The sequence below is a fragment of the Bradyrhizobium sacchari genome, assembly GCF_002068095.1.
GTDB lineage: Bacteria > Pseudomonadota > Alphaproteobacteria > Rhizobiales > Xanthobacteraceae > Bradyrhizobium > Bradyrhizobium sacchari.
Map to the genome: position 1 here is coordinate 158,417 of NZ_LWIG01000063.1, position 19,630 is coordinate 178,046.

20 protein-coding genes and 2 pseudogenes are annotated in these 19,630 nt (G+C 65.2%); 9 read left to right on the forward strand and 13 right to left on the reverse strand.

The genetic code is table 11. The annotated features are described in order from the left end of the window. Both A5906_RS45780 and A5906_RS38140 read right to left on the reverse strand, forming a co-directional pair. Nucleotides 1-272 (reverse strand): annotated as a pseudogene (locus A5906_RS45780) (ABC transporter permease); the annotation flags it as partial. Nucleotides 273-276: 4 nt separating this feature from the next. After that, the gene (locus A5906_RS38140) at nt 277-1,698 is read right to left on the reverse strand and encodes an ABC transporter substrate-binding protein (protein ID WP_080140295.1); all 1,422 of its coding nucleotides are present in this window, start codon (nt 1,696-1,698) and stop codon (nt 277-279) included. 426 nt (nt 1,699-2,124) lie between these two features. Here A5906_RS38140 and A5906_RS38145 point away from each other — a divergent pair, with 426 nt between their 5' ends. Then, nucleotides 2,125-2,844 carry a Crp/Fnr family transcriptional regulator gene (locus tag A5906_RS38145; RefSeq protein WP_080140296.1) on the forward strand — a complete coding sequence of 240 codons (720 nt, stop codon included), beginning with the start codon at nt 2,125-2,127 and terminating at the stop codon, nt 2,842-2,844. Nucleotides 2,845-2,851: 7 nt separating this feature from the next. Here the strand turns inward: A5906_RS38145 and A5906_RS38150 are convergent, their stop codons facing one another. From A5906_RS38150 to A5906_RS38160, 3 genes are all read right to left on the reverse strand, one after another. Beyond that, a complete protein-coding gene (locus tag A5906_RS38150; RefSeq protein ID WP_080140242.1) occupies nt 2,852-3,877 on the reverse strand; it encodes a histone deacetylase family protein in 1,026 nt (341 codons plus the stop codon). A gap of 192 nt (nt 3,878-4,069) precedes the next feature. Then, complete coding sequence (locus tag A5906_RS38155) at nt 4,070-5,008, reverse strand: SMP-30/gluconolactonase/LRE family protein (protein WP_080140243.1); 939 nt, start codon at nt 5,006-5,008, stop codon at nt 4,070-4,072. Then, entirely contained in the window at nt 4,965-7,037 is a 2,073-nt protein-coding gene (locus tag A5906_RS38160; protein WP_080140244.1) for a PQQ-dependent sugar dehydrogenase, read from the reverse strand. The genes A5906_RS38155 and A5906_RS38160 overlap by 44 nt, the downstream gene beginning before the upstream one ends. A gap of 201 nt (nt 7,038-7,238) precedes the next feature. On the opposite strand from A5906_RS38160, the gene A5906_RS38165 reads away from it, so the two are divergent. After that, a complete protein-coding gene (locus tag A5906_RS38165) occupies nt 7,239-7,472 on the forward strand; it encodes a DUF6894 family protein (protein ID WP_080140245.1) in 234 nt (77 codons plus the stop codon). Nucleotides 7,473-7,482: 10 nt separating this feature from the next. After that, a complete protein-coding gene (locus tag A5906_RS43430) occupies nt 7,483-7,659 on the forward strand; it encodes a hypothetical protein (protein ID WP_167523756.1) in 177 nt (58 codons plus the stop codon). Between the two features lie 94 nt (nt 7,660-7,753). Here A5906_RS43430 and A5906_RS38170 read toward each other — a convergent pair whose 3' ends face one another. After that, nucleotides 7,754-8,527 (reverse strand): enoyl-CoA hydratase-related protein, encoded by a 774-nt coding sequence (locus A5906_RS38170; protein WP_080140246.1) that lies wholly within the window; start codon nt 8,525-8,527, stop codon nt 7,754-7,756. A gap of 138 nt (nt 8,528-8,665) precedes the next feature. Between A5906_RS38170 and A5906_RS38175 the strand changes: the two genes are divergently transcribed. Both A5906_RS38175 and A5906_RS43435 read left to right on the forward strand, forming a co-directional pair. Next, a complete protein-coding gene (locus A5906_RS38175; RefSeq protein ID WP_080140247.1) occupies nt 8,666-10,255 on the forward strand; it encodes a gamma-glutamyltransferase family protein in 1,590 nt (529 codons plus the stop codon). Between the two features lie 193 nt (nt 10,256-10,448). Then, nucleotides 10,449-10,679, forward strand: coding sequence for a hypothetical protein (locus A5906_RS43435; protein WP_167523744.1), 231 nt, complete (start codon nt 10,449-10,451; stop codon nt 10,677-10,679). Between the two features lie 51 nt (nt 10,680-10,730). Here the strand turns inward: A5906_RS43435 and A5906_RS38185 are convergent, their stop codons facing one another. Genes A5906_RS38185 through A5906_RS38200 form a run of 4 tightly spaced genes read right to left on the reverse strand, consistent with a single transcriptional unit; the run spans nt 10,731 to nt 14,199 of the window. Then, the gene (locus tag A5906_RS38185) at nt 10,731-12,014 is read right to left on the reverse strand and encodes an NAD(P)/FAD-dependent oxidoreductase (RefSeq protein WP_080140249.1); all 1,284 of its coding nucleotides are present in this window, start codon (nt 12,012-12,014) and stop codon (nt 10,731-10,733) included. Between the two features lie 13 nt (nt 12,015-12,027). Then, nucleotides 12,028-12,759: an amino acid ABC transporter ATP-binding protein gene (locus A5906_RS38190; RefSeq protein WP_080140250.1), complete on the reverse strand. Its 732-nt coding sequence runs from the start codon at nt 12,757-12,759 to the stop codon at nt 12,028-12,030. Continuing rightward, nucleotides 12,756-13,409: an amino acid ABC transporter permease gene (locus A5906_RS38195; protein ID WP_080140251.1), complete on the reverse strand. Its 654-nt coding sequence runs from the start codon at nt 13,407-13,409 to the stop codon at nt 12,756-12,758. Before A5906_RS38195 ends, A5906_RS38190 begins: the two co-directional genes overlap by 4 nt. Nucleotides 13,410-13,440: 31 nt before the next feature. After that, on the reverse strand, nt 13,441-14,199 hold the full coding sequence (locus A5906_RS38200; RefSeq protein WP_080140252.1) for an ABC transporter substrate-binding protein: 759 nt from the start codon (nt 14,197-14,199) through the stop codon (nt 13,441-13,443). 178 nt (nt 14,200-14,377) lie between these two features. Here A5906_RS38200 and A5906_RS38205 point away from each other — a divergent pair, with 178 nt between their 5' ends. Next, nucleotides 14,378-15,019, forward strand: coding sequence for a helix-turn-helix domain-containing protein (locus A5906_RS38205; RefSeq protein ID WP_080140253.1), 642 nt, complete (start codon nt 14,378-14,380; stop codon nt 15,017-15,019). A gap of 241 nt (nt 15,020-15,260) precedes the next feature. Here A5906_RS38205 and A5906_RS45785 read toward each other — a convergent pair. From A5906_RS45785 to aptA, 3 genes and pseudogenes are all read right to left on the reverse strand, one after another. After that, the coding region (locus A5906_RS45785) for an FAD-dependent oxidoreductase (RefSeq protein ID WP_245327131.1) at nt 15,261-15,954 on the reverse strand (694 nt) is incomplete at its 5' end. A gap of 1 nt (nt 15,955) precedes the next feature. Next, nucleotides 15,956-16,523: pseudogene (locus A5906_RS45790) on the reverse strand (FAD-dependent oxidoreductase); the annotation flags it as partial. A 70-nt stretch (nt 16,524-16,593) separates the two neighbouring features. Beyond that, the gene (aptA, locus tag A5906_RS38215) at nt 16,594-17,922 is read right to left on the reverse strand and encodes an omega-aminotransferase AptA (RefSeq protein WP_080140255.1); all 1,329 of its coding nucleotides are present in this window, start codon (nt 17,920-17,922) and stop codon (nt 16,594-16,596) included. 149 nt (nt 17,923-18,071) lie between these two features. Here aptA and A5906_RS38220 point away from each other — a divergent pair, with 149 nt between their 5' ends. The 3 genes from A5906_RS38220 to A5906_RS43445 all read left to right on the forward strand — a co-directional run. Then, entirely contained in the window at nt 18,072-18,620 is a 549-nt protein-coding gene (locus A5906_RS38220) for a cupin domain-containing protein (protein WP_018646206.1), read from the forward strand. Nucleotides 18,621-18,804: 184 nt separating this feature from the next. Further along, complete coding sequence (locus A5906_RS43440; RefSeq protein WP_167523757.1) at nt 18,805-18,957, forward strand: hypothetical protein; 153 nt, start codon at nt 18,805-18,807, stop codon at nt 18,955-18,957. 100 nt (nt 18,958-19,057) lie between these two features. Then, nucleotides 19,058-19,630: hypothetical protein (locus A5906_RS43445; protein ID WP_201723821.1), on the forward strand; the 573-nt coding region annotated here is incomplete at its 3' end.

Sequence of the window (19,630 nt, forward strand, 5' to 3'; positions counted from 1 at the left end):
CCGAGGATCACACCCATCACCACCGCCGCAGCGTAGCCAGCGAACACGCGCCAGAGGCTGCTGGTGATATGCGCCGCAAGTTTCGGCGACCGGAACAGGGCCAGGGCGGCTTGGACGACCTCGAGAGGCGGCGGCACGTTGCGGAAAGTGACGACCCCGAGATTGAGATGATACGTCGAAGCGATCTGCCACAGGGCGATGCAGGCGAGGATCGAAAGGCCGCGGATCGCCCATCGGACGTTCGCGGGTCGGGCCCGAACAGTCGTCGCCATGGCCTCACCGGCTCACGACGAGGGACTCGCGCGCAGCCGCGAAGTCGAGCACGGCGCCGCCATTCTGCTTCGACCATCGCTCGGCCGCATCCTTGAGCAGGAAAGCGTTCAATTCGCCTTGCGGCGAACGCACGAACCAGGCCTGGTTGGCAAACAGCTTGATGCCGCTTTCGCGATCCTGAGCATAGACCACGCGGATAGCCTTGCCGTTCTTCTCGAGGTCGGCGAGCGCCTTCAACGCGTTCTCGGGCGAGGCGTAGTGGCGCACATGGGGCTCGTCCCTGACCCAGACCTGAGCGACGCGACTGGAGTCGCTGATCTCGGCACCCGTTGCGGCGTCCTTGGCCCTGAGCGGGAGCTGCGCATAGTTCTTCAGCTGCGCGTCATAGTCGCGCCCGGCCTGCGCGGCCGCAATCCGAATGAATTTATCGGTGACGAACTGGTTGATATCGAGATCGCTGTCCGCGCGCTTGAGCAGCTTCAGCGTCTTGATCGAGGTTGCGACCGCCTGCCGGTACTCCGGCTTCCAGGTCACGTCGCGGGTCTGAAGACCAAGCGGGCCGTGGAAGAGATAGTCAACCTCGACCTCGATGCCGGTGACCTTGGCGATCAGTTCGCTGTATTTCTCGGGCTCCTCGGCAATAAGTCGATCGGCCTCGAGCCCGGCGCGAAGGTAGGCCACGACGATCTCCGGATATTTTTCGGCGTATTCCGCATCAACCAGGCTGCCGTGGAACGTTGGGACATTCGCCTGTGCGCCGTCAAAAATCTTGCGCGCGAAGCCGCGCCACGGAAACAGCTCGGCGAACGGAACGAAATCGGCATGCGCCTCCACTTTGCCCGCCTGCAAGGCCGGCCCCGCAACCTCCGGGGCCTGCGTGATGATGTTGACGTCAGTCTCAGGATTCCAGCCCTTGGCTTCGATGGCGCGAAGCAGCATGCCGTGCGAGGTCGAGGCAAAGGGAACGGAGATCGTCTTGCCCTTGAGCTCCTCGAACGACTGCACCGGCGAATTCGAGGGCACCACGATGCCGTTGCCGCTTCCCTTGGTGCTGCCGGACAACACGCTGATGAAAAGGCTGCGCCGTCCTGCCTTCTGGAAGGCAACGCCGTTCAGCGAACCCGGAAAATCCGCCATCGCGCCGAAATCGAGCTTGCCCGCAACCATCTCGTTGGTGAGCGGTGCGCCGCTCGTGAAATTCTTCCACTGGATGTCGTACGTGACGTCCTTGTACCTGCCGTCACGCGGCAGGAACTTCTCGAGCAGTTTCAGCTCACGAATGAGCAGTCCGCCGGTCGCGCAATTGATCGTCGTATCCTGCGTTCCGACGGCGACACGAATCGTCTCCCCCCGCGCCACCCCGAGCGACGCAACGGTGATGGCCATGACGGCCGCAACGATTCTCAAAGAGCTGAATTCGACCATCGAACTGTCCTCGACAAGCCGGGCGCGTGCCGGCAACAAACGCTGGCCGGTACTATCGAAGTCACCTCGCAATGTTTGAAGCAATTATTTGCATCGTTATCGGCGATGACTCGCGGTGGTGAATCGGTCGCCGACGGCGCAAATGATTTTCTCGGGACGGAGCTGCCGGCAGAGAAATCATGTCGTCGCCGACCGCCACGCGCATCAAGCTTTGCTAAGTGATCTGGAACGATCGCAAAGAGATGGACATCGAGCCATCGCCGCTCTTACCTATTCGCAGGGACCCGGAATAGCTGACAGATTGCGATGACCATACTCAAGGAAGCTGCCGCGACCGAGCCTGCCGCTTTCACAGAGCGGCCTCTTGCCGGCGTTCAGTTCGACTGGCCCGCCGCCAAGCGGGCATGCCGTGCTCGCAGCACACGCATGAGGCCCGCGAGCTCGGCGCTGTTCATGAGCGAGACGATCGACGGGCTGAATGCCGGCGCGCATTTCCTCGATCGCTTGTCTGCATCGGAGCAGGCGCGCGTGCACGCGGCCGCCCGCACGATCACCGTTCCGCAGGGCGAGATGGTGTTCAGCCAAGGCGACGGGCACGACGGCATCTTCATCATCCGTCGCGGGCAGGTGCGGGTTTACTATACCGCGCCGTCGTGCCGCGAGATCACGCTCGCATATTGGACGCCGGGACATTTCATCGGCGGCCCCGAAATCTCCGGCGGCGGCATCCACATGTGGTCGGGCATCGCCATCGAGGCCTGTGAGATCGCGGCACTGTCCGGCCCGGCGCTGGAGAAGCTCCTGACCGGCATGCCCAGCTTCGCGCTGGCGCTGATCGACGGCCTCGTCGCCAAGGGTAAATGCTACTCGTCGATGGCGCAGATCCTCGGCACGCGGTCGGTGATCGAACGGCTGGCGCAATTTCTGCTCACCTTGTCGGAGCTGCACGGCACCGCCGACGGGGATACCATCATCATCGACCGCAAGATCACCCACGATCAGATCGCAGCCATGGTCGGCTCGACCCGCCAATGGGTGACGATGATGCTGAAACGTTTCCAGAACCGCCGCATCATTTCCATCGACGGCAGCATCATCCGGATCAGGCGGATCGACCTGCTTGAGCAGATCTTGTTCAAGGAGTGAGGCGAGGTCACCTCGCCTCTTCAAACCCCGCCAGCATAGACGTCAAATTCGCGCCGAGTATATCCGAGAGATAGCCGCCCTCCTGCACGAACACGGTCGGCAGGCCCATTTTCGCGATGGCCTGGCCGATGCGGCGGAAGCCGGGCGTGGTGACGGCGAGGCCCTTGAGCGGGTCATGCTCGGAGGCGTCCAGACCGAGCGCGATGACGAGCGCGCCGGGCGCAAAGGATTCGATCGCCTTGCGTGCGACGTCCATCGCCTGCATGTAGCCGTCATCGCCAGTACCGATGGGCAGCGGAATGTTGAGATTAGTGCCGAGGCCCGCGCCCTCGCCGCGCTCATGCGCATAGCCCCACACATAGGGATAATACGCAACGGGATCGGCGTGGATCGAGACCGTGTAGACGTCAGGCCGCGCGTAGAAGATGCCTTGCGTGCCGTTGCCGTGATGGACGTCGACGTCGAGGATCACGACGCGCTCGTGCTTGAGCCGCAGATGCGCCGCAGCGATGGCGCTGTTGTTCAGGAAGCAGAAGCCGCCGGCCATGTCACGATAGGCGTGATGGCCGGGCGGACGGCAGAGCGCGTACGTCGCATCCTCCCCGTCCATCACCATCTGCGCCGCCGTGACCGCAACGTCCGTCGCAGCGCAGGCCGCGGCCCAGGTGCCGGGGCCGATCGGCGCCGCGGTATCGGCGGTGTGCCAGCCGAGCTTGCCGACGATGTGGGTCGGATAGGTCGCCGCGTGGCGCACAGGATGGATGTTGCCGATCATCTCCGGACCGGAATCACCAAGCGCGGTCCAGGCGTCCCAGGCTTCGCTCAGGAACGTCAGGTATTCCGGACCGTGGATGCGCGCGCGCGGCCCCTGCCCGAATGTCTTGGGCTCGACCAGTTGATGCTTGCCGTCCTTCAGCCCCTTGAGCAGGCGGTCGGCGCGCTCGGGCTGCTCGGTGGTGCGCTTGACGACGCCACGAACCAGGAAGAATTGCGGATCGTGGCTACGGTGCAGTTCGGTATAGACGGCTTTCACTCAAACACTCCGTGGTCGCGCGCTGGGTTCTTGTTCTGACGCGTTTTCTTTACGCGAACCGGTATCCAATTCGCTCGAAAACGCTTTGACCGTGCCACAGATGTCTTGATGCCTGCGACGGCCAGATGCAAGCAAGAAGAATGCCGCCCTCTTCGCGCCGCCCTGCGCTACGAGCAGACCGCCTTCGATACTCTAGCAGCGCCCGCGCTGGAGACAGTGCTCGCGGCCCTGCTGGTCGGTGCGGAAGGCCTCGATGAAGCCGCCCTGGCGCTGGCTGACGAAGACGGTCTTGCCGTCGCTGCCGCCGAAGGCAAGGTTGGTCGGCTCCTTGGCCCTCAGCGGGACCTCGCGCTCGACCGCGCCGGTCGGCTTCATCAGCGCGATCGTGCCCTTGAGAATACGCGCGACGTAGAGGCGGCCGGCAACGTCCGTGCGCAGGCCGTCCACGGTGTCGGGCTGAAACGCCTTGACCAGCCTTGCCGCGGTGAGCTCGTTGCCGCTGATCGCATAGGACCAGATCTGGCCGCTGCTGGATTCGCCGACATAGAGCGTCTTGCCGTCGGGACTGAGATCGATGCCGTTGGTCGTGCCCATCGCGCGCGGCGCCGACATCACCTGCCCCTGCACCGATCCGTCCGCGGCTTTCGCGATGCGCCAGATGTGGCCTTCACGCCCCTTCCAGTTCGGATCGCTCGCATAGATCGTGCCGTCGCGCGCGATGGTGATGTCGTTCGGCTGGTTCATCTCGTCGGAGTGAAACCAGACGGCAGGCTCGGTCGCCCCCTTCGGGATCGCGAAGATGTTGTGCTTCTTGTAGTCGGCAATGAACATCGTGCCGCTGCGATCGAAGCGGATCGCGTTGCCGACGCTGCCTTCGGGGAGGGTCGTGAACAGCTCCGAGGCGGTGCCGCCCGCGGGCAATTTGCCGATGGTGCCGGGCTTGCCGAGATTGACGACGAAGAGATTGCCGTCGAGATCGGCGGCGGGCCCTTCGATGCCAAAGGTATATTCGCTGGCCGGCGTCACCTGCACGCTGTCGAACAATCTTGTTTCGGCAGCGGCGAGCGGCGTCGCGACAAGCAGGATGCTACTGCACAGGCACCAGAAATTCCTGCCGGATGTAATAGCCATCGTCGTCGGTGCACTCGCCATTCAGATAGGGATCGGCCGGCCGGAAGAATCGGCTGAAACCGGGTGTGTCTACAGCGCTCCTTTGTGTCACGACGACGACCTTTCCGGCCGGTATTTCGCCGCATTCCTTGTTGGCTTTGCTGAAAAACTTCCGCTGTGGCGGGCCGGGCTTGATCCGCATCCGCGTGCCCGGAACCATCTTGGCGACGAGCAGGTCCGCGGCGTCGAGCAGGCGCGTGTAACCGGGCTCGGTCTTCGGCAGGCTTTCGCCGCCCGGCGGCATCAGCTTCTCGGCCCCGATCCCGCGCAGCCGCGTGCGCAGCTTGCCGGCGTCGGGATCTCCTGGATAGATCCAGCCGTCCTGCGACAGCATGAAATGCAGCGCTGCCCTGTCCTTCTCCGCATCCGATTGCCCTGTCTTCAGGCCGAAATCGGAATGGCAGCCGACGCAGTGCTTCTCGACGAGGCCCTTGCGCAGCGTTGTGAGGCGAACGCTGTTCTGTGCATTCCTGGCGACGAAGGCCGCGAGCTGGTCGATCATCGCTTGGCTGCGCGTGTCGCAAGGAAGCGGCTGAGGCGGATCGCCCACAGCGCGATCGATGCGGATCACGGTCTGGTTCTTGTCCTCGACCAGCCAGATGGCGCCGTCCTCCGCGACCGTCATGCCGACTGGCGTGCCTTGCGGCCGCGCGCCGTTGACACGGTGCCAGCCTGCGATCAGCTCGTCGAACGGCGCGGCGGCGACCTCACCCGCGTCGGTCTGAAAATGGCGCGCCGGATCGGCCGCGCAGCTGACGTGGTAGCGCACCGGCGGAGCGCTCGGCCTGGGAAAGCCGTGATCGTCGACATCGTAGATGAGGATGCGGCTGCCCGTCGGACGATAGCCGTGCAGGCTGACCAGCAGCCTGCCCTCCAGCTCCGGGAATTTGGCGCCGTGGTAATAGAGCATCGCGAGCGGCGCGCCGTGCGGTGGCATCAGCGAGAGCGGCGGCTTGTAGAGAGCATTGGCCGTACAGAGCGATTTGTAGGTCCCCGATTGCAGCACGAGCCTGAACTCGGGGCTCGGCGTCGACAAATCGTAGCAATAGGGCCAGCCGTAGTGCCTGCCCGGCTCGATCGCGTTGATCTCCTCGTTCGGCTTGAAGATGTCGGGCAGATCGCGGCCGTTCTCGCCTTGCAGGAAGGCGTAGCCGGCATCCGGGAAGTTCGGATGCAGCGCCAGCGCCAGCGAGTTGCGCAAGCCGCGCGCATACACGGTGTGCGGCGGATCGGGATCGCCAGGCTTCAATGCGGGGAAGACGCCGCCTGCGGGCGGCGTGAACAGCCAAATCGCGGCAAGCGCTGAGCCGCCCTCGGCCGCGGCACAGGGCTTCGTGATCGGCGCCGGCGTGATGCAGTCGTCGCTGTGCGAGCCGACATTGACGAACAGCCGCCCGTTCCTGTCAAAGACGAATTGCTTGAGCGGATGCGCGCTCTCGTCGAGCTTCGTGCCGTCCGGCAGCGTGATTCGGCGGCCGGGCATGTGTCGGACGATGGTCTCGACCGAGCTCCGAGGGTTGTCGGCGAGCGGATCGAACCGGAAGATCGCCTCCGCGGTCGAGGCATAGAGCTTTTTGTCCGGGCCGACGACGAGGCCGAACGGGTATTCGAGCCCCGTCAGCAGCTCCTTGAAGCGCTGCCCCTGGGGGGCGCGCGGGTCGAGCAGCAGCAGCCGCCCGTCGGTGTGGCCCCAGCCGCCCATGTCGGCGACCATGAACAGGTCGCGGCCGGGCACCTGGACGATCGAACGCGGGAATTTGAGGCGGTCCTCTTCGCTGGCGACGAGGCCGGCGCAAAACCCCGCCTTCATGTCGATCTGGATCCTAGGAAAAGCGAGGTCACCGCTGCCGCAGGATTCCGCGCCGATCGCATAGCCGCTCTTCCTGACCGGCTCGGCCGAGGCCGACACCAAGCCCAGCAACGCCCCGACCAGAACCGCCGCAAGCAAGCGCAAGCTTCGGCATTCGCTCCCGAACGTGAACTGATTCACGGTGCCCCCCGACCTTCGGGTGAGACTTGTTCCATGGCGCCCGGGCGCCGTCCAGCCATCACCCGCCTGTGATTAAACCTGTAACGACCTTGGCGCCGACCAATCTCCGTAGATTCCCTTACCGGGCTCGACCCGAATGTTTCGCGAATGCTTGGGGTGGTATCGGTTTGCCGTCCCAATCGCTTTCTACAGGAGGCGCTTATGGTCCAGGTCTATTTTCACTGCTCCAACACCGAGGGCACGCTGATCGACCGCTACGGCGCCGCCGTCGCCAATCTGACCGAGGCACGCGACCGCGCTGCCCAGATCATGATTTCGATGATCCAGACGCCCGGTGCCGAAGACTGGCGCGATTGGGTGATCCATGTCAGCGACGACGACGGCGAGGAGATTTTCGACCTCCCCTTCACCGCCATGCTCGGCAAGCCGCACTGAGGTCGATGCCATGTTCCTCGCTTCGCTCACCCTGTTCCGGCAGCCCCTGACCTTCGTCGCCAGCAAATGGCAGACGCTGGTGAAGGTCGCCGGCAACCCCTACCGCCCGGAGCTTCATTACATGCGCGGCCCGGGTCCGAAATGGCGCGCCAAATATCAGGCCAGTCGGCTCGACCGCTCGCTCTGAGCGCCGCGGCTTCGGCGCTTTTCAGCTGATTTTGTCTCCTTCACACATGGCCGGGCTTGCCCGGCCATGATGCGTTTGGGGACGGCAGCGCCCTTCATCTCCCTGCAAACTTCGCCTTGCGTTTCTCGACGAAGGCAGTGCGGCCTTCGATGGCGTCCGCGCTCTTGCGGATTATGGCCTGCAGCTCGATCTCGCGGCGGAACTGTGCCTCGTAGGTCGCGTGCTCGCTCTCCTCGACCAGCGCGCGGGTTGCGACCAAGGCGCGCGTCGGGCCCTCCGCCAGGCGGCGCGCCAAGGCCAACGCTTCTCCCATCAGTTGCTCATCGTCGACGACCTGCCGCACCAGGCCGATCTCCTGGGCGCGTTCCGCCGTCAGCGGCTCGTTGAGCAGCATCAGCTCCAGCGCTCGCTGCCGGCCGATCAGGCGCGGCAGCAGCCAGGTCGAGCCGAGATCGGGCACCAGCGCGATGCGGCTGAACACCTGGATGAAGCTTGCCGACCGCGCCGCAACGATGATGTCGCCGGCCATCGCAAGGCTGAAGCCGCCGCCGGCCGCCACCCCGTTGACCGCGACGACGACAGGCACGCGGCATCCGCGCAGCGCCCTGAAGGCCGGCCAGTAGAAGCGCATCACGCCAGCCGCGATGTCCTCGCCGAGCGCCTCGGACGCCTTCAGGTTCTGGCCCGAGCAGAAGCCGCGCCCGGCGCCGGTCAGGACCAGGGCGCGCACGCTTTCATCCTGCGTCATCCCGGCGATGGCGGTGGCGAGCGCGCCGAGCAGGTCCGGCGTCATGGCGTTCAGGCTCGCGGGCTCGTCGAGGGTCAGAATCCCGACCGCGCCATCCCGCGCTTGTTTCACACCTGCCATGTCCCGTCTCCCTTTGGATGTTCTCATTGGCGGCAATGTGCCATTGTCCGCGCGCTCCGCCAATGCGGCGCCTCGACGTCGGCGCTACGAAGCCAAGACAAGAAGCCAAGACAACAAGACAAAGATCAAGACAACACCATGCCTCACCAGTTCAGCCTCGCCCAGACCGTCCGCAAACCCGCCGTCAAGTCCAAGGGCGGCGTCGTCGCTGCGCAGTCGCGACGGGCGGCCGAAGTGGGAGCGCAAGTGCTGGCGGCGGGCGGTGACTGCGTGGACGCGATCGTGGCAACCACCATGGCGCTGAACGTGCTGGAGCCCTGGAACAGCGGCATCGGCGGCGGTGGTGCGATGGTGCTCTACCGCGCCAAGGAAAATCGCACCGAGGTGATCGACTACGGCATGTGTGCGCCGCAGAGCCTGCGCGTCGCCGACTATCCGCTCAGCGGACAGGGCGCGGCCTCCGATCTGTTTCCCTGGCCGCGGGTGCAGGATGACCGCAACATCCACGGCCCCGCCGCAGTCGCGATGCCGGGCGTCGTCGCCGGCATGGAGGAGGCGCATCGGCGTTACGCCAAGATGCCGTGGAAGGATCTGGTCGCGCCGGCCACAGCGCTCGCCGGCGAAGGCCTGCTGGTCGATTGGTGGACCACGGTGACGATCTCCGGTTCGGCCGCCGATCTCAGGCGCTATCCCGCGAGCGCCGCGACATTCCTGAAGGACGGCCTGCCGCCGAGCCCACCCTGGGGCATCAAGTCCGAGACGCGGCTTCCGCTGGACAAGCTGAAAGCGACGCTGTCGCGCCTCGCCGACGCCGGCCCGCGCGATTTCTACCAGGGCGATCTCGCCAGGAGCATCGCCTCCGACATCAAGGCCGACGGCGGCTCGCTGTCGGTGGAGGACCTCGCCGCATTCCGCGCGCATCTGCGGGATCCGCTGGCGATCCCCTACCGCGGCGGCAGGGTGTTCGCGACGCCGGAGCTCACGGCAGGACCGACGCTGGCGCATGCGCTGCGCCTGCTGCAGCAGAATCTGAAACCGGGCAGCGAACCCGACGCGGCCGCCTATGCCGAATATGCCGTAGCCTTGCAAACGGCCTATCGCGAGCGGCTCAAGGACATGGGCGATGCCGACGGCAAGCGCTCGCTCGGCGCCGAATATCTCGCACCCGCCTGCACCACGCATTTCTCCGTCGTCGACCGCGACGGCAATCTCGCCGCGGTGACGCAGACGCTGCTCTCGTCCTTTGGCTCGAAATATGTGACGCCGCATACCGGCATCGCCATGAACAACGGCATCATGTGGTTCGACCCGACGCCCGGCACCACCAACTCGCTCGCGCCCGGCAAGCGCTGTCTCACCAACTACACGCCGGTCATCGCCGAAACCGGCGACGGCAGGCGTCTCGCAGTCGGCGCCTCCGGCGGCCGCCGCATCCTGCCGTCGGTGATGCAGCTCGTGTCCTTTGCGATGGATTTCGGCATGGACCTGGATGCCGCCATCCACCAGCCTCGCATCGACGCCAGCGAAGGCGCGACTGTGATCGGCGATTCCCGCCTGCCGGCGGAGGTGCGCCAAGCTCTCGCCGCGCGCTTCGACTATGAAGAGAGCCGGGTGCAGGCGCTGCCGCAGAAGTTCGCCTGCCCGAGCGTGGTGATGCGCGAGGGCGAGGTCAATTCCGGCGCGGTCGAGATCTTCCAGCCCTGGGCCGATGCGGTTGCGGAGACCTGAGTCCGCTGACACGAGAGCGTGCCGGTGGCGAACCGCGGGCACGTCGCAAGCGCGGATCTGCCAGCACGCGTTGAGCCGATGCGCGATCGCGTATCTCCGCGAGCGTCACGACTCCTCCATAATTGCAGGGAACTTAGCTGCACATCGTTCGTTCATGGAACGGACAAATGCGCTCGCCCCACTGGAGGACACGATGAAGAAACTCGCGCTCGCCGCGTCGCTGATTGTTGCAGCCGGCTTAGCATTCGCCAATCCCGCGCTCGCAAAGGGTGGACACGGCCATGGACACGGTCATGGACACGGTCATGGCCATTCGATGGGTCATCATCACCATGGCGCACCGTACGGATGGTACCATGGACGCAAGGTCGGCTGGCGCGGTCACGGCTGCCCGCCCGGACTGTGGAAGCAGGGCCGCTGCTGACACCACCGGCAATTCCTGCAAGGCGCCGCCCCTCGCAAGGCGGCGCCTTTTTTAGATGCCGAGCCGGTCCCGCACGCGGCCCGCAATCACCGCGGTCGTGACGCCCACCGGCCAGAACGCGTGCATCGGGATCGGCTTGATGCCGGTCACGGGCATGTCGATCTCGGCCTTGGCGCCGCCGATCAGGCGGCGGGCGAGCTGCGCCCCCATGGCGGTCGAGAGCGCGACACCGCGGCCGTTGCAGCCGAGCGAGATCAAGATGCTCTCCGCAGGCTCGTGGACGTGCGGATAGTGATCACCGGTGATGGCGAGTCGGCTATTCCAGCCATGAGTCCAGGCGACGCCCTTGATCTGGGGCCACAGCCTCTCCGCATAACGCATGAGATAGGCGACGTCGCTCGGCGAGCTGATCCAGCGCATCGGCCCGCGGCCGCCCATCAGCAGGCGGTTTTGCTGGTCGATGCGGTAGTAGACGGTGATGTGCCCACTCTCGTAGAGAACAGGGCGCGTCGGCATGATCGAACGGGCGACCGCATCGGAGAGCGGCGCGGTGGCGGCGATCGACGAAAACACCGGCACGATGGTGCGGCGGAGCGCCGGCCAGAGATCGTCGGTGAAGCCATTGGTCGCAAGCAGCACTTTGTCCGCATGCACGATCGCCCGCGGCGTTTCGATGCGCCAGCGATTGCCGTCGCGGCGCAGCGACTGCGCCGGCGTTTCGCCATGCACCTTCGCGCCCGCCGAGATCGCGGCGCGCGCAAGGCCGCGGGCGTAGCTCAGGGGATGCAGATCGCCGCCCCGGGTATCCAGCATGGCACCGATGTAGCGGTCGCTGCCCGTCATTTCGCGCAGCTGCTCGCGGCCCAGATATGACACCGGCATGCCGCGGCGGATGCATTGCTGCGCTGTTTTCTCGATGGCTGCGGCGCCGGCTTCGCTATAGGCCGCGCGCAGCGTGCCGTTCTGGCGCGCCTCGCACGGAATCTGGTAGCGGCGGATCAGATCGTGCGTGAAGTTCGGCGTGCCGTAGGAGAACTCGATCATGCGGCGGCCGAGCTCGGCGCCGAAATCGGCCTCGATCTGATCGGGATCGTGCTTCAGCCCGGGATTGGTGTGGCCGCCATTGTTGCCGGACGCGCCCCAGCCCGGCTCCTGCGCCTCCAGCACCAGTGCCTCGACGCCCTGCTCGGCCAGATGCAACGCGGTGGACAGGCCGGTATAGCCGCCGCCGACGATCGCGACGGAGACGGTCTTGTCCGTATCGAGCGGCGGCGTCGCGACCGGCGCGACGGCGGTGTCGGCATAGAGCGAAGGCGGCAGAGGAAGGCGCGTCATTGCATAAGACCGATCAGAGCGGATGCAGCACGCGCCGCAAAAAGTCCTGCGTGCGCGGATGCTTGGGCTGGTTGAGCAGCGCCTTGGCCGGCCCCTGCTCCACGATGACGCCGCCGTCGATGAACAGCACGCGGTCGGCAACGTCGCGGGCAAAGCCCATCTCGTGGGTGACGACGACCATGGTCATGCCGTCGTCGGCGAGCTTGCGCATCACGCCGAGGACGTCGCCGACGAGTTCGGGATCGAGCGCCGAGGTCGGCTCGTCGAACAGGATCGCCTTGGGCTGCATCGCCAGCGCCCGCGCGATCGCGACCCGCTGCTGCTGGCCGCCGGAGAGCTGCGGCGGATGCGCGTCGGCCTTCTCGGCGAGGCCGACCTGGGCAAGCAGCGCGCGGCCGCGCTCGAGCACCTGGGCCCGTGGCTCCTTCTTCACGAAGAGCGGTCCCTCGACGACGTTTTCCAGCACTGTCCGGTGCGGAAACAGGTTGAAGCGCTGGAACACCATCGACACCTGGGTGCGGATGTTCACGATCGACGGCGCATCGCGGTGGACCTTCAATCCCTCGACGCTGATCTCGCCGCGATCATAGCTTTCGAGGCCGTTGATGCAGCGCAGGATGGTCGACTTGCCGGAGCCCGAGGGACCGATGATGCAGACCACCTCGCCCTTCTCGACGGACGCCGTGATGCCCTTGAGCACCTCGACCTTGCCAAAGCTCTTGTGGACGTCGTTCAGCTCGATCATCGCTTGCCGGCCCGCTTCTCGAAATGACGGACCAGCAGGATCAGCGGGATGCTCATGGTGAGATACATCAGCGCCACCAGCGTGAACACGCTGGTGTTCTTGAAGGTCGAGGACGCGATCAGCTTGCCCTGCAGCGCGAGCTCGGCGACCGTGATGGTCGAGGCCTGCGAAGAGTCCTTCAGCATCATGATCATGACGTTGCCATAGGGCGGCAGCACGATGCGCACGGCCTGCGGCAGCACCACGCGGCGCATGGTCAGCCACCAGCCCATGCCGATCGACTGCGCCGCCTCGATCTGGCCCTTGTCGATCGCCTCGATGCCGGCGCGGAAGTTTTCCGCCTGGTAGGCCGAATAGGCGATGCCGAGCCCGAGAATCGCGGCCTGCAAGGCCGACAGCGTGACGCCGAGATCGGGCATCACGAAGTAGAGGTAGAACAAGAGCACGATGATCGGGATGCCGCGGATGACGTTGATCAGGCTGGCGCTGAGCATCGACAGCGCCTTGATGCCGGAGACCCGCATCATCGCCCAGACGAGGCCGAGCACCGTCGAGAGCAGCAGCGAGCCGATGGTGACGACGATCGTCAGCGCGACGCCGTTCATCAGGATCGGGAAGAACTCGGCAGCGTCGTGCCAGAAGCCTTTCATCGGGCAGCCTTGATCAATCCGTTCCTACCAATCAGCCCTGCGCCTTCTGGCCCCACTTCTCGAGGATCCTGTCGATGGTGCCGTTGGCCTTCAGCTTCGCCAGCGAGGCGTTGATCTTGCCGAGCAGCGCGGTCTCGCCCTTGCGCACGCCGATGCCGACCGAGCCGACGGTCACGGGCTTGTAGCCGTCGACGAGGCGCACCTCGGGGAAGCCGCCCTGCTTCAGGTTGTAGGCGAGGATCGGATAGTCTGCATAGCCGGCCTTGAGGCGGCCGGTGTTCACATCGCGCAGGATGTCCGGAATGGTGTCGTAGGCTTTCACGTCGGCGAACAGGCCGGTCTTCTTCAGGGCGTCGACGAAGGCGGTGCCGACTTGCGCGCCGACGGTCTCGCCTTTCAGGTCGTCCTGCGTGGTGTACGCCTTGGTGTCGCTCTTGGGCACCACGAGGCCCTCACCATAGGTGTAGATCGGGTCGGAGAAGTCGACGACCTCCTTGCGCGGCGGGGTGATGAACATCGCAGCCGCGATGATGTCGATCTTGCTCGAGGTCAGCGATGGGATCAGCGCCGAGAACGCCATCGGCTCGATCTGCACGTTGAGGCCGGCGTCCTTGCCGATCTCGGTCACGAGATCGACCATGATACCCTGGATGGTATTGGTCTTGGTGTCGAGGAAGGTGAAGGGAATGCCCGTCGGCGTCGAGCCGACCTTCAGCACCTGCTGCGCGGAGGCCGGCGGCGCGGCTGCAATTGCGAGTGCCGCGACCGCGGCCAGACCAAAACGCTTCATCGCATCCCCTTTTGGGCTTGGCCAATGACGGCGCCGGGCAAGTCATGATCAGACGTTGCGGGCCAAGCCGTTTCGGCCTATTTTCACCAATATGAAAATTTGGTCACACTTTCACGGGTGATGCAAGCGGTTTTCATGCACATGAAGGAAGCGGTTTGACGTGAGCGGTGGCAAAAGAATGCGCAAACCGGCCGCCGCAAAGCCGGCCAGGAAGGTGAAAGCCAAAGCCGTTGCCAAGTCGGCCGAGCCTGCGATGGACGTCGCGGTTGGCCGCCGCATCCGCGATCTCAGGCGCGTCAGGCAATTCTCGCTGGAGACGGTCGCCTCGCGCGCGGACCTGTCGATCGGCTTCCTCAGCCAGATCGAGCGCGGCTTGTCGTCGCCGTCGCTGCGCGTGCTGGCGACGCTCGCCGACGTGCTGGGCGTCGGCATCGCCGCCCTGTTCGGCGCGAGCCCAAGCAGCGATGGCGCCTCCGATCAGGTGGTGACGCGCGGTTTGCAACGGCCCGAGCTGAAGCTGTGGCGGACCGGTGTCTCAAAACAATTGCTGAGCCCGGCGAGCGCCGACAACAAGCTGAACCTGTTCCTGGTGCATCTGGAGCCCGGCGGCTCGACTGGCGACGAGCTCTACACCCATGACGGCGAAGAGGCCGGCCTGGTGCTCGAAGGCGAGATGATGCTGACGGTGGACAGCGAGACGTGGTCGCTGAAGACAGGCGACAGCTTTCGGTTTGCGAGCCGAAGGCCGCACCGGTTTTCGAACCCGGCGCAGGATGCGAAAGCGGTGGTGCTGTGGGTGAACTGCGTGACGGGGGGGTGATTGCTCTCCCTCCCCCCGTTCTTACGGGGAGAGGGGCCTTCTCCGCGCAACCAGTCAGAGTGAGACTCGCGGAGCCTCTCACCCGGAATTTGCTGCGCAAATTCCGGCCTCTCCCTGCACGCGGGGAGAGGCGAAGAGAGCCACGCTGCCTCCACGCCGTCATTGCGAGCGCAGCGAAGCAATCCAGAGTCTCTCCGCGGAGGCACTCTGGATTGCTTCGTCGCAGGGGCTCCTCGCAATCTTACCCGAACCGGTGATTGTACCGGTCCACCGTCAGCGCGCTGACGTCGATGTCCGGCTTCCTGCCTGAGAGCATGTCGGCGAGCACGCGCCCCGAACCGCAGGACATGGTCCAGCCGAGCGTGCCATGACCGGTGTTGAGGTGGAGATTGGCGTATTGGGTCGGGCCGATCACGGGCGGGCCGTCCGGTGTCATCGGGCGCAGGCCGCTCCAGAACGTCGCCTTTGACAGGTCGCCGCCGCGCGGGAACAGGTCGGTCAGCGAATGATCGAGCGTGGCGCGGCGGGCGTCATACAGCTTGCTCGAATAGCCGGAGATTTCGGCGGTGCCGCCGACGCGGATGCGGTTGCCGAGGCGGGTGATCGCGACCTTGTAGCTCTCGTCCATCACGGTCGATTCCGGCGCGCCGGAGGCGTCCTTGATCGGCACCGTGATCGAATAGCCCTTCACCGGATAGACCGGCAGCGAAATGCCGAGCGGTGCGACGAGCCGGGGCGACCAGCTGCCGAGCGCGAGCACATAGCTGTCCGCCTGCAACAGGCCGGCGCTGGTGACGACGCCACTGACACGCGCGCCGTCGGTGACGATGCGGTCGATGCCAGTGTTGAACATGAAGCGCACGCCGAGCGCCTGGGCATGCTTGGCCAGCGCCTGCGTGAACATGTGGCAGTCGCCGGTCTCGTCCTGCGGCAGGNGCCCGCCGGCGAACTTCTCCTTCACCCCGGCGAGCGCCGGCTCGACCGCGATGCAGCCTTCGCGGCTCAACACCTCGAAGGGCACGCCGTACTGCTTGAGCACGGCGATGTCCTCGGCCGTGCCGTCGAGCTGGGACTGGTAGCGGAACAGCTGCAACGTACCCTGCGAGCGCTCGTCATATTGAATGCCGATGTCGCGGCGCAGATCGCGCAAGGCATCGCGGCTGTATTCCGCGATCGGGATCATCCGGCTCTTGTTGACCGCATAGCGCGCGCTGGTGCAGTTGCGCAACATCTTGAGCAGCCACACCCACATGACCGGATCGAGCTTCGGCCTGATCACCAGCGGGCCGTGCTTCATCAACAGCCACTTGACCGCCTTCACCGGCACGCCGGGACCGGCCCAGGGCGAGGAATAGCCGGGCGACACTTCGCCGGCATTGGCGAAAGAGGTCTCCAGTGCCGGTTCGGGCTGACGGTCAACGACCGTCACGTCATGGCCGGCACGCGCGAGGTAGTAGGCAGAGGTGACTCCGATGACACCGCTGCCGAGGATCAGAACTTTCACGCTTGGTCAAACTCCCGCGGCATCACGCTCGCCGCTGCAAGGAAACAACTCGCAACGGCGAGAGCAATTATCAGGCCACCTTCTTGATGGCGTCGCCGAGGATCGAAACCATCTGGTCGATATGGCTCTTCTCGACGATGAGCGGAGGCGACATCGCGAAGCTGTCGCCGCTCATGCGCAGGTAAAGGCCGGTGTTGAAGCAGTCGACCATCACGTCATAGCCGCGCGCGCCGACGATTCCGTCGCGCGGCGCGAGCTCAACCGCGCCCATCAGGCCGCAATTGCGGATGTCGACGACGTTGGGCAGACCTTTGAGCGAATGCAGTGCATCGCGCCAGTATTCGGCCATCGACGCACCGCGCGTGAGCAGGCCCTCGTCCTTGTAGATGTCGAGCGTCGCGATGCCGGCGGCGCAGGCGGTCGGATGCGCCGAATAGGTGTAGCCGTGGAACAGCTCCATCTGGTTCTCCGGGCCGACCATCATGCCGTCATGCACCTTGCGGCTCGCGAATACCGCGCCGCAGGGAATGGTACCGTTGGTGATGCCCTTGGCCGTCGTCATCAGGTCCGGCGTGACGCCGAAGAAGTTGGCGGCGAACGGGGTGCCGAGGCGGCCGAAGCCGGTGATGACCTCGTCGAAGATCAGGAGGATGCCGTGCTTGTCGCAGATCTCGCGCAGGCGCTGCAGATAGCCCTTCGGCGGCGGCAGCACCGCGGTCGAGCCCGGCACCGGCTCGACGATGACGGCGGCGATGGTTTCGGCGCCGTGCAGGGCCACCAGACGCTCGAGATCGTCGGCGAGCTCGACGCCATGCTCGGGCTGGTCCTTGGCAAAGGCGTTACGGCTGAGATCGTGGGTGTGGCGGATGTGGTCGACGCCCGGCAGCAGTGTCGCGAAGGCGCGACGATTGGCCACCATGCCGCCGACCGAGGTGCCGCCGAAGCCGACGCCATGATAGCCGCGCTCGCGGCCGATCAGGCGGGTGCGGCTCGACTGGCCGTTGGCGCGGTGATAGGCGAGCGCGATCTTCAGCGCGGTGTCGACCGACTCGGAGCCCGAGTTGGTGAAGAAGACGCGATCGAGACCCTTCGGCGCGATCTCGGCAAGGCGCTCGGCGAAATCGAACGCCAGCGGATGGCCCATCTGGAACGTGGGTGCGAAGTCCAGCGTCATCAGCTGCCGCTCGACCGCAGCGGCAATCTGCTTGCGGCCGTGGCCGGCGTTGACGCACCAGAGGCCGGCGGAGCCGTCGATCACCTTGCGGCCGTCGACGGTGGTGTAGTGCATGCCCTCGGCCGAGGAGAACAGGCGCGGCGCCTTCTTGAACTGACGGTTGGCCGTGAACGGCATCCAGAACGAGTCGGTCTTGATAGTGTTCGGAATCTGATGAAGGGTCACGGCCGCGCTCCTTTGCTGACCCTCTAGCAGAGCCACGGCTTGGTAAGCGCAACAAGTCCTTTTCCGATGACCTGCAAGCCATTGATTTCGCTGGGCCACCCGGTCCATATTTGCGCGATCCGCAACACCTGCAACACAGGATCTGGGTCATGAGCGTCGACATCGGTGGACGGCTGCGATTCATCCGGGCGCGCCACAAGCTGTCGCAGCGTGAACTGGCAAAACGCGCCGGCGTCACCAATTCGACGATCTCGCTGATCGAATCCAACCAGATGAACCCGTCGGTCGGCGCGCTGAAGCGCATCCTCGACGGCATCCCGATGGGGCTCGCCGAGTTCTTCGCACTCGAGCCGGAGTCCAGGCGCAAGATCTTCTACCGCGCGGAGGAGCTGACGGAGGTCGGCAAGAAGCCGATCTCGTATCGGCAAGTCGGCGACAATCTGTTCGGCCGCAGCCTGCAGATCTTGAAAGAGCGCTACGAGCCCGGCAGCGACACCGGACGCGTGCATCTCGTCCATGACGGCGAGGAAGGCGGCATCGTGATATCGGGCAAGCTCGAAGTCACCGTCGAGGACGAGCGTCGCATTCTCAATCCGGGCGATGCCTATTATTTCGAGAGCCGCCGCCCGCATCGCTTCCGCTGCGTCGGCGGCAAGCCGTGCGAAGTGATCTCGGCCTGCACGCCGCCGACCTTCTGACGCGCGATGCGCATCCGGGATCTTACGGAGCCACCGGTTTCTTACGGAGCTTGAGCCATCTCAATTTCTATAGGCCCAGGCTCTATATATTGGGAGCCGTAGCCGAGCAGCCTGGCGCAGAGGTGCTGAGGTTATGGCCCCGGACTCCTAGGCACTCCGGGGCCGCTTCGTAACTGGGCCCATCATGAAGACCACGCTCGCCAACGCCGAAGCCGCACTCGATGAGGTGCAGCGCGATACCGACAAGCTCCGCTCGCGGGAGCTGCGCAAGGCCATTGAAAAATACATCGAGATGCAGAGGGAGCAGATCAAGGCTCTCCGCCGGATGATGAACTGACCGACAGGCGGGCCGCTCGCCCACCCTGATTTTCCTGAACCCGGGTGACGCAGCGAACGACCAAGCAGAACGCACAATTCTGCTTCACCGAGAGCTGCCGATGTTCGTCCCCTTCCGCCTCGCGCTGCTCAGTGCGGTCGTTCTGCTTGCCCCCATCACCTGCCACGCCATGGACGACGATCTTCGTGCCGCCAGCAGTGCGCCGACGGCGATCACGCTCTGCGGAGCGGTCAATGGCGACGACAGCCGGATCAAGGCCGAAATCTGCAAGGAGAAGGGCTACGACCAGCTCGTGGCAGCGATCGACAAATCATTCGACACGGCGCTGGCGAGGACGCCCGCCAACATCCGGCCGCTGCTCAAGCGCGACCAGGCCTGGTTCAATGAGATGATCCTGGGCGCCGCCGGCACTGTGCAGGAGGTCGACGAAGCCGAGCTGCGCGATAACTTCGTGGCGACGCTGCGCCAGCGCGCCACCGTGCTCGGCGAGATCGCCGCCGGTTCCGGCCGCGCCGGGCTCGCCGGCAAATGGGCCAATGCCTTCGGCAGCATCACCATCTCGCCGTCCGCGAACGGTACTCGACAGCTCACCGTCGACATGCGCGTCGATTACGGCAGTGACAAGCACCGGCAATGCAGGCTGGGCGCGACGGTGACTTCGGCGGGCGACTGG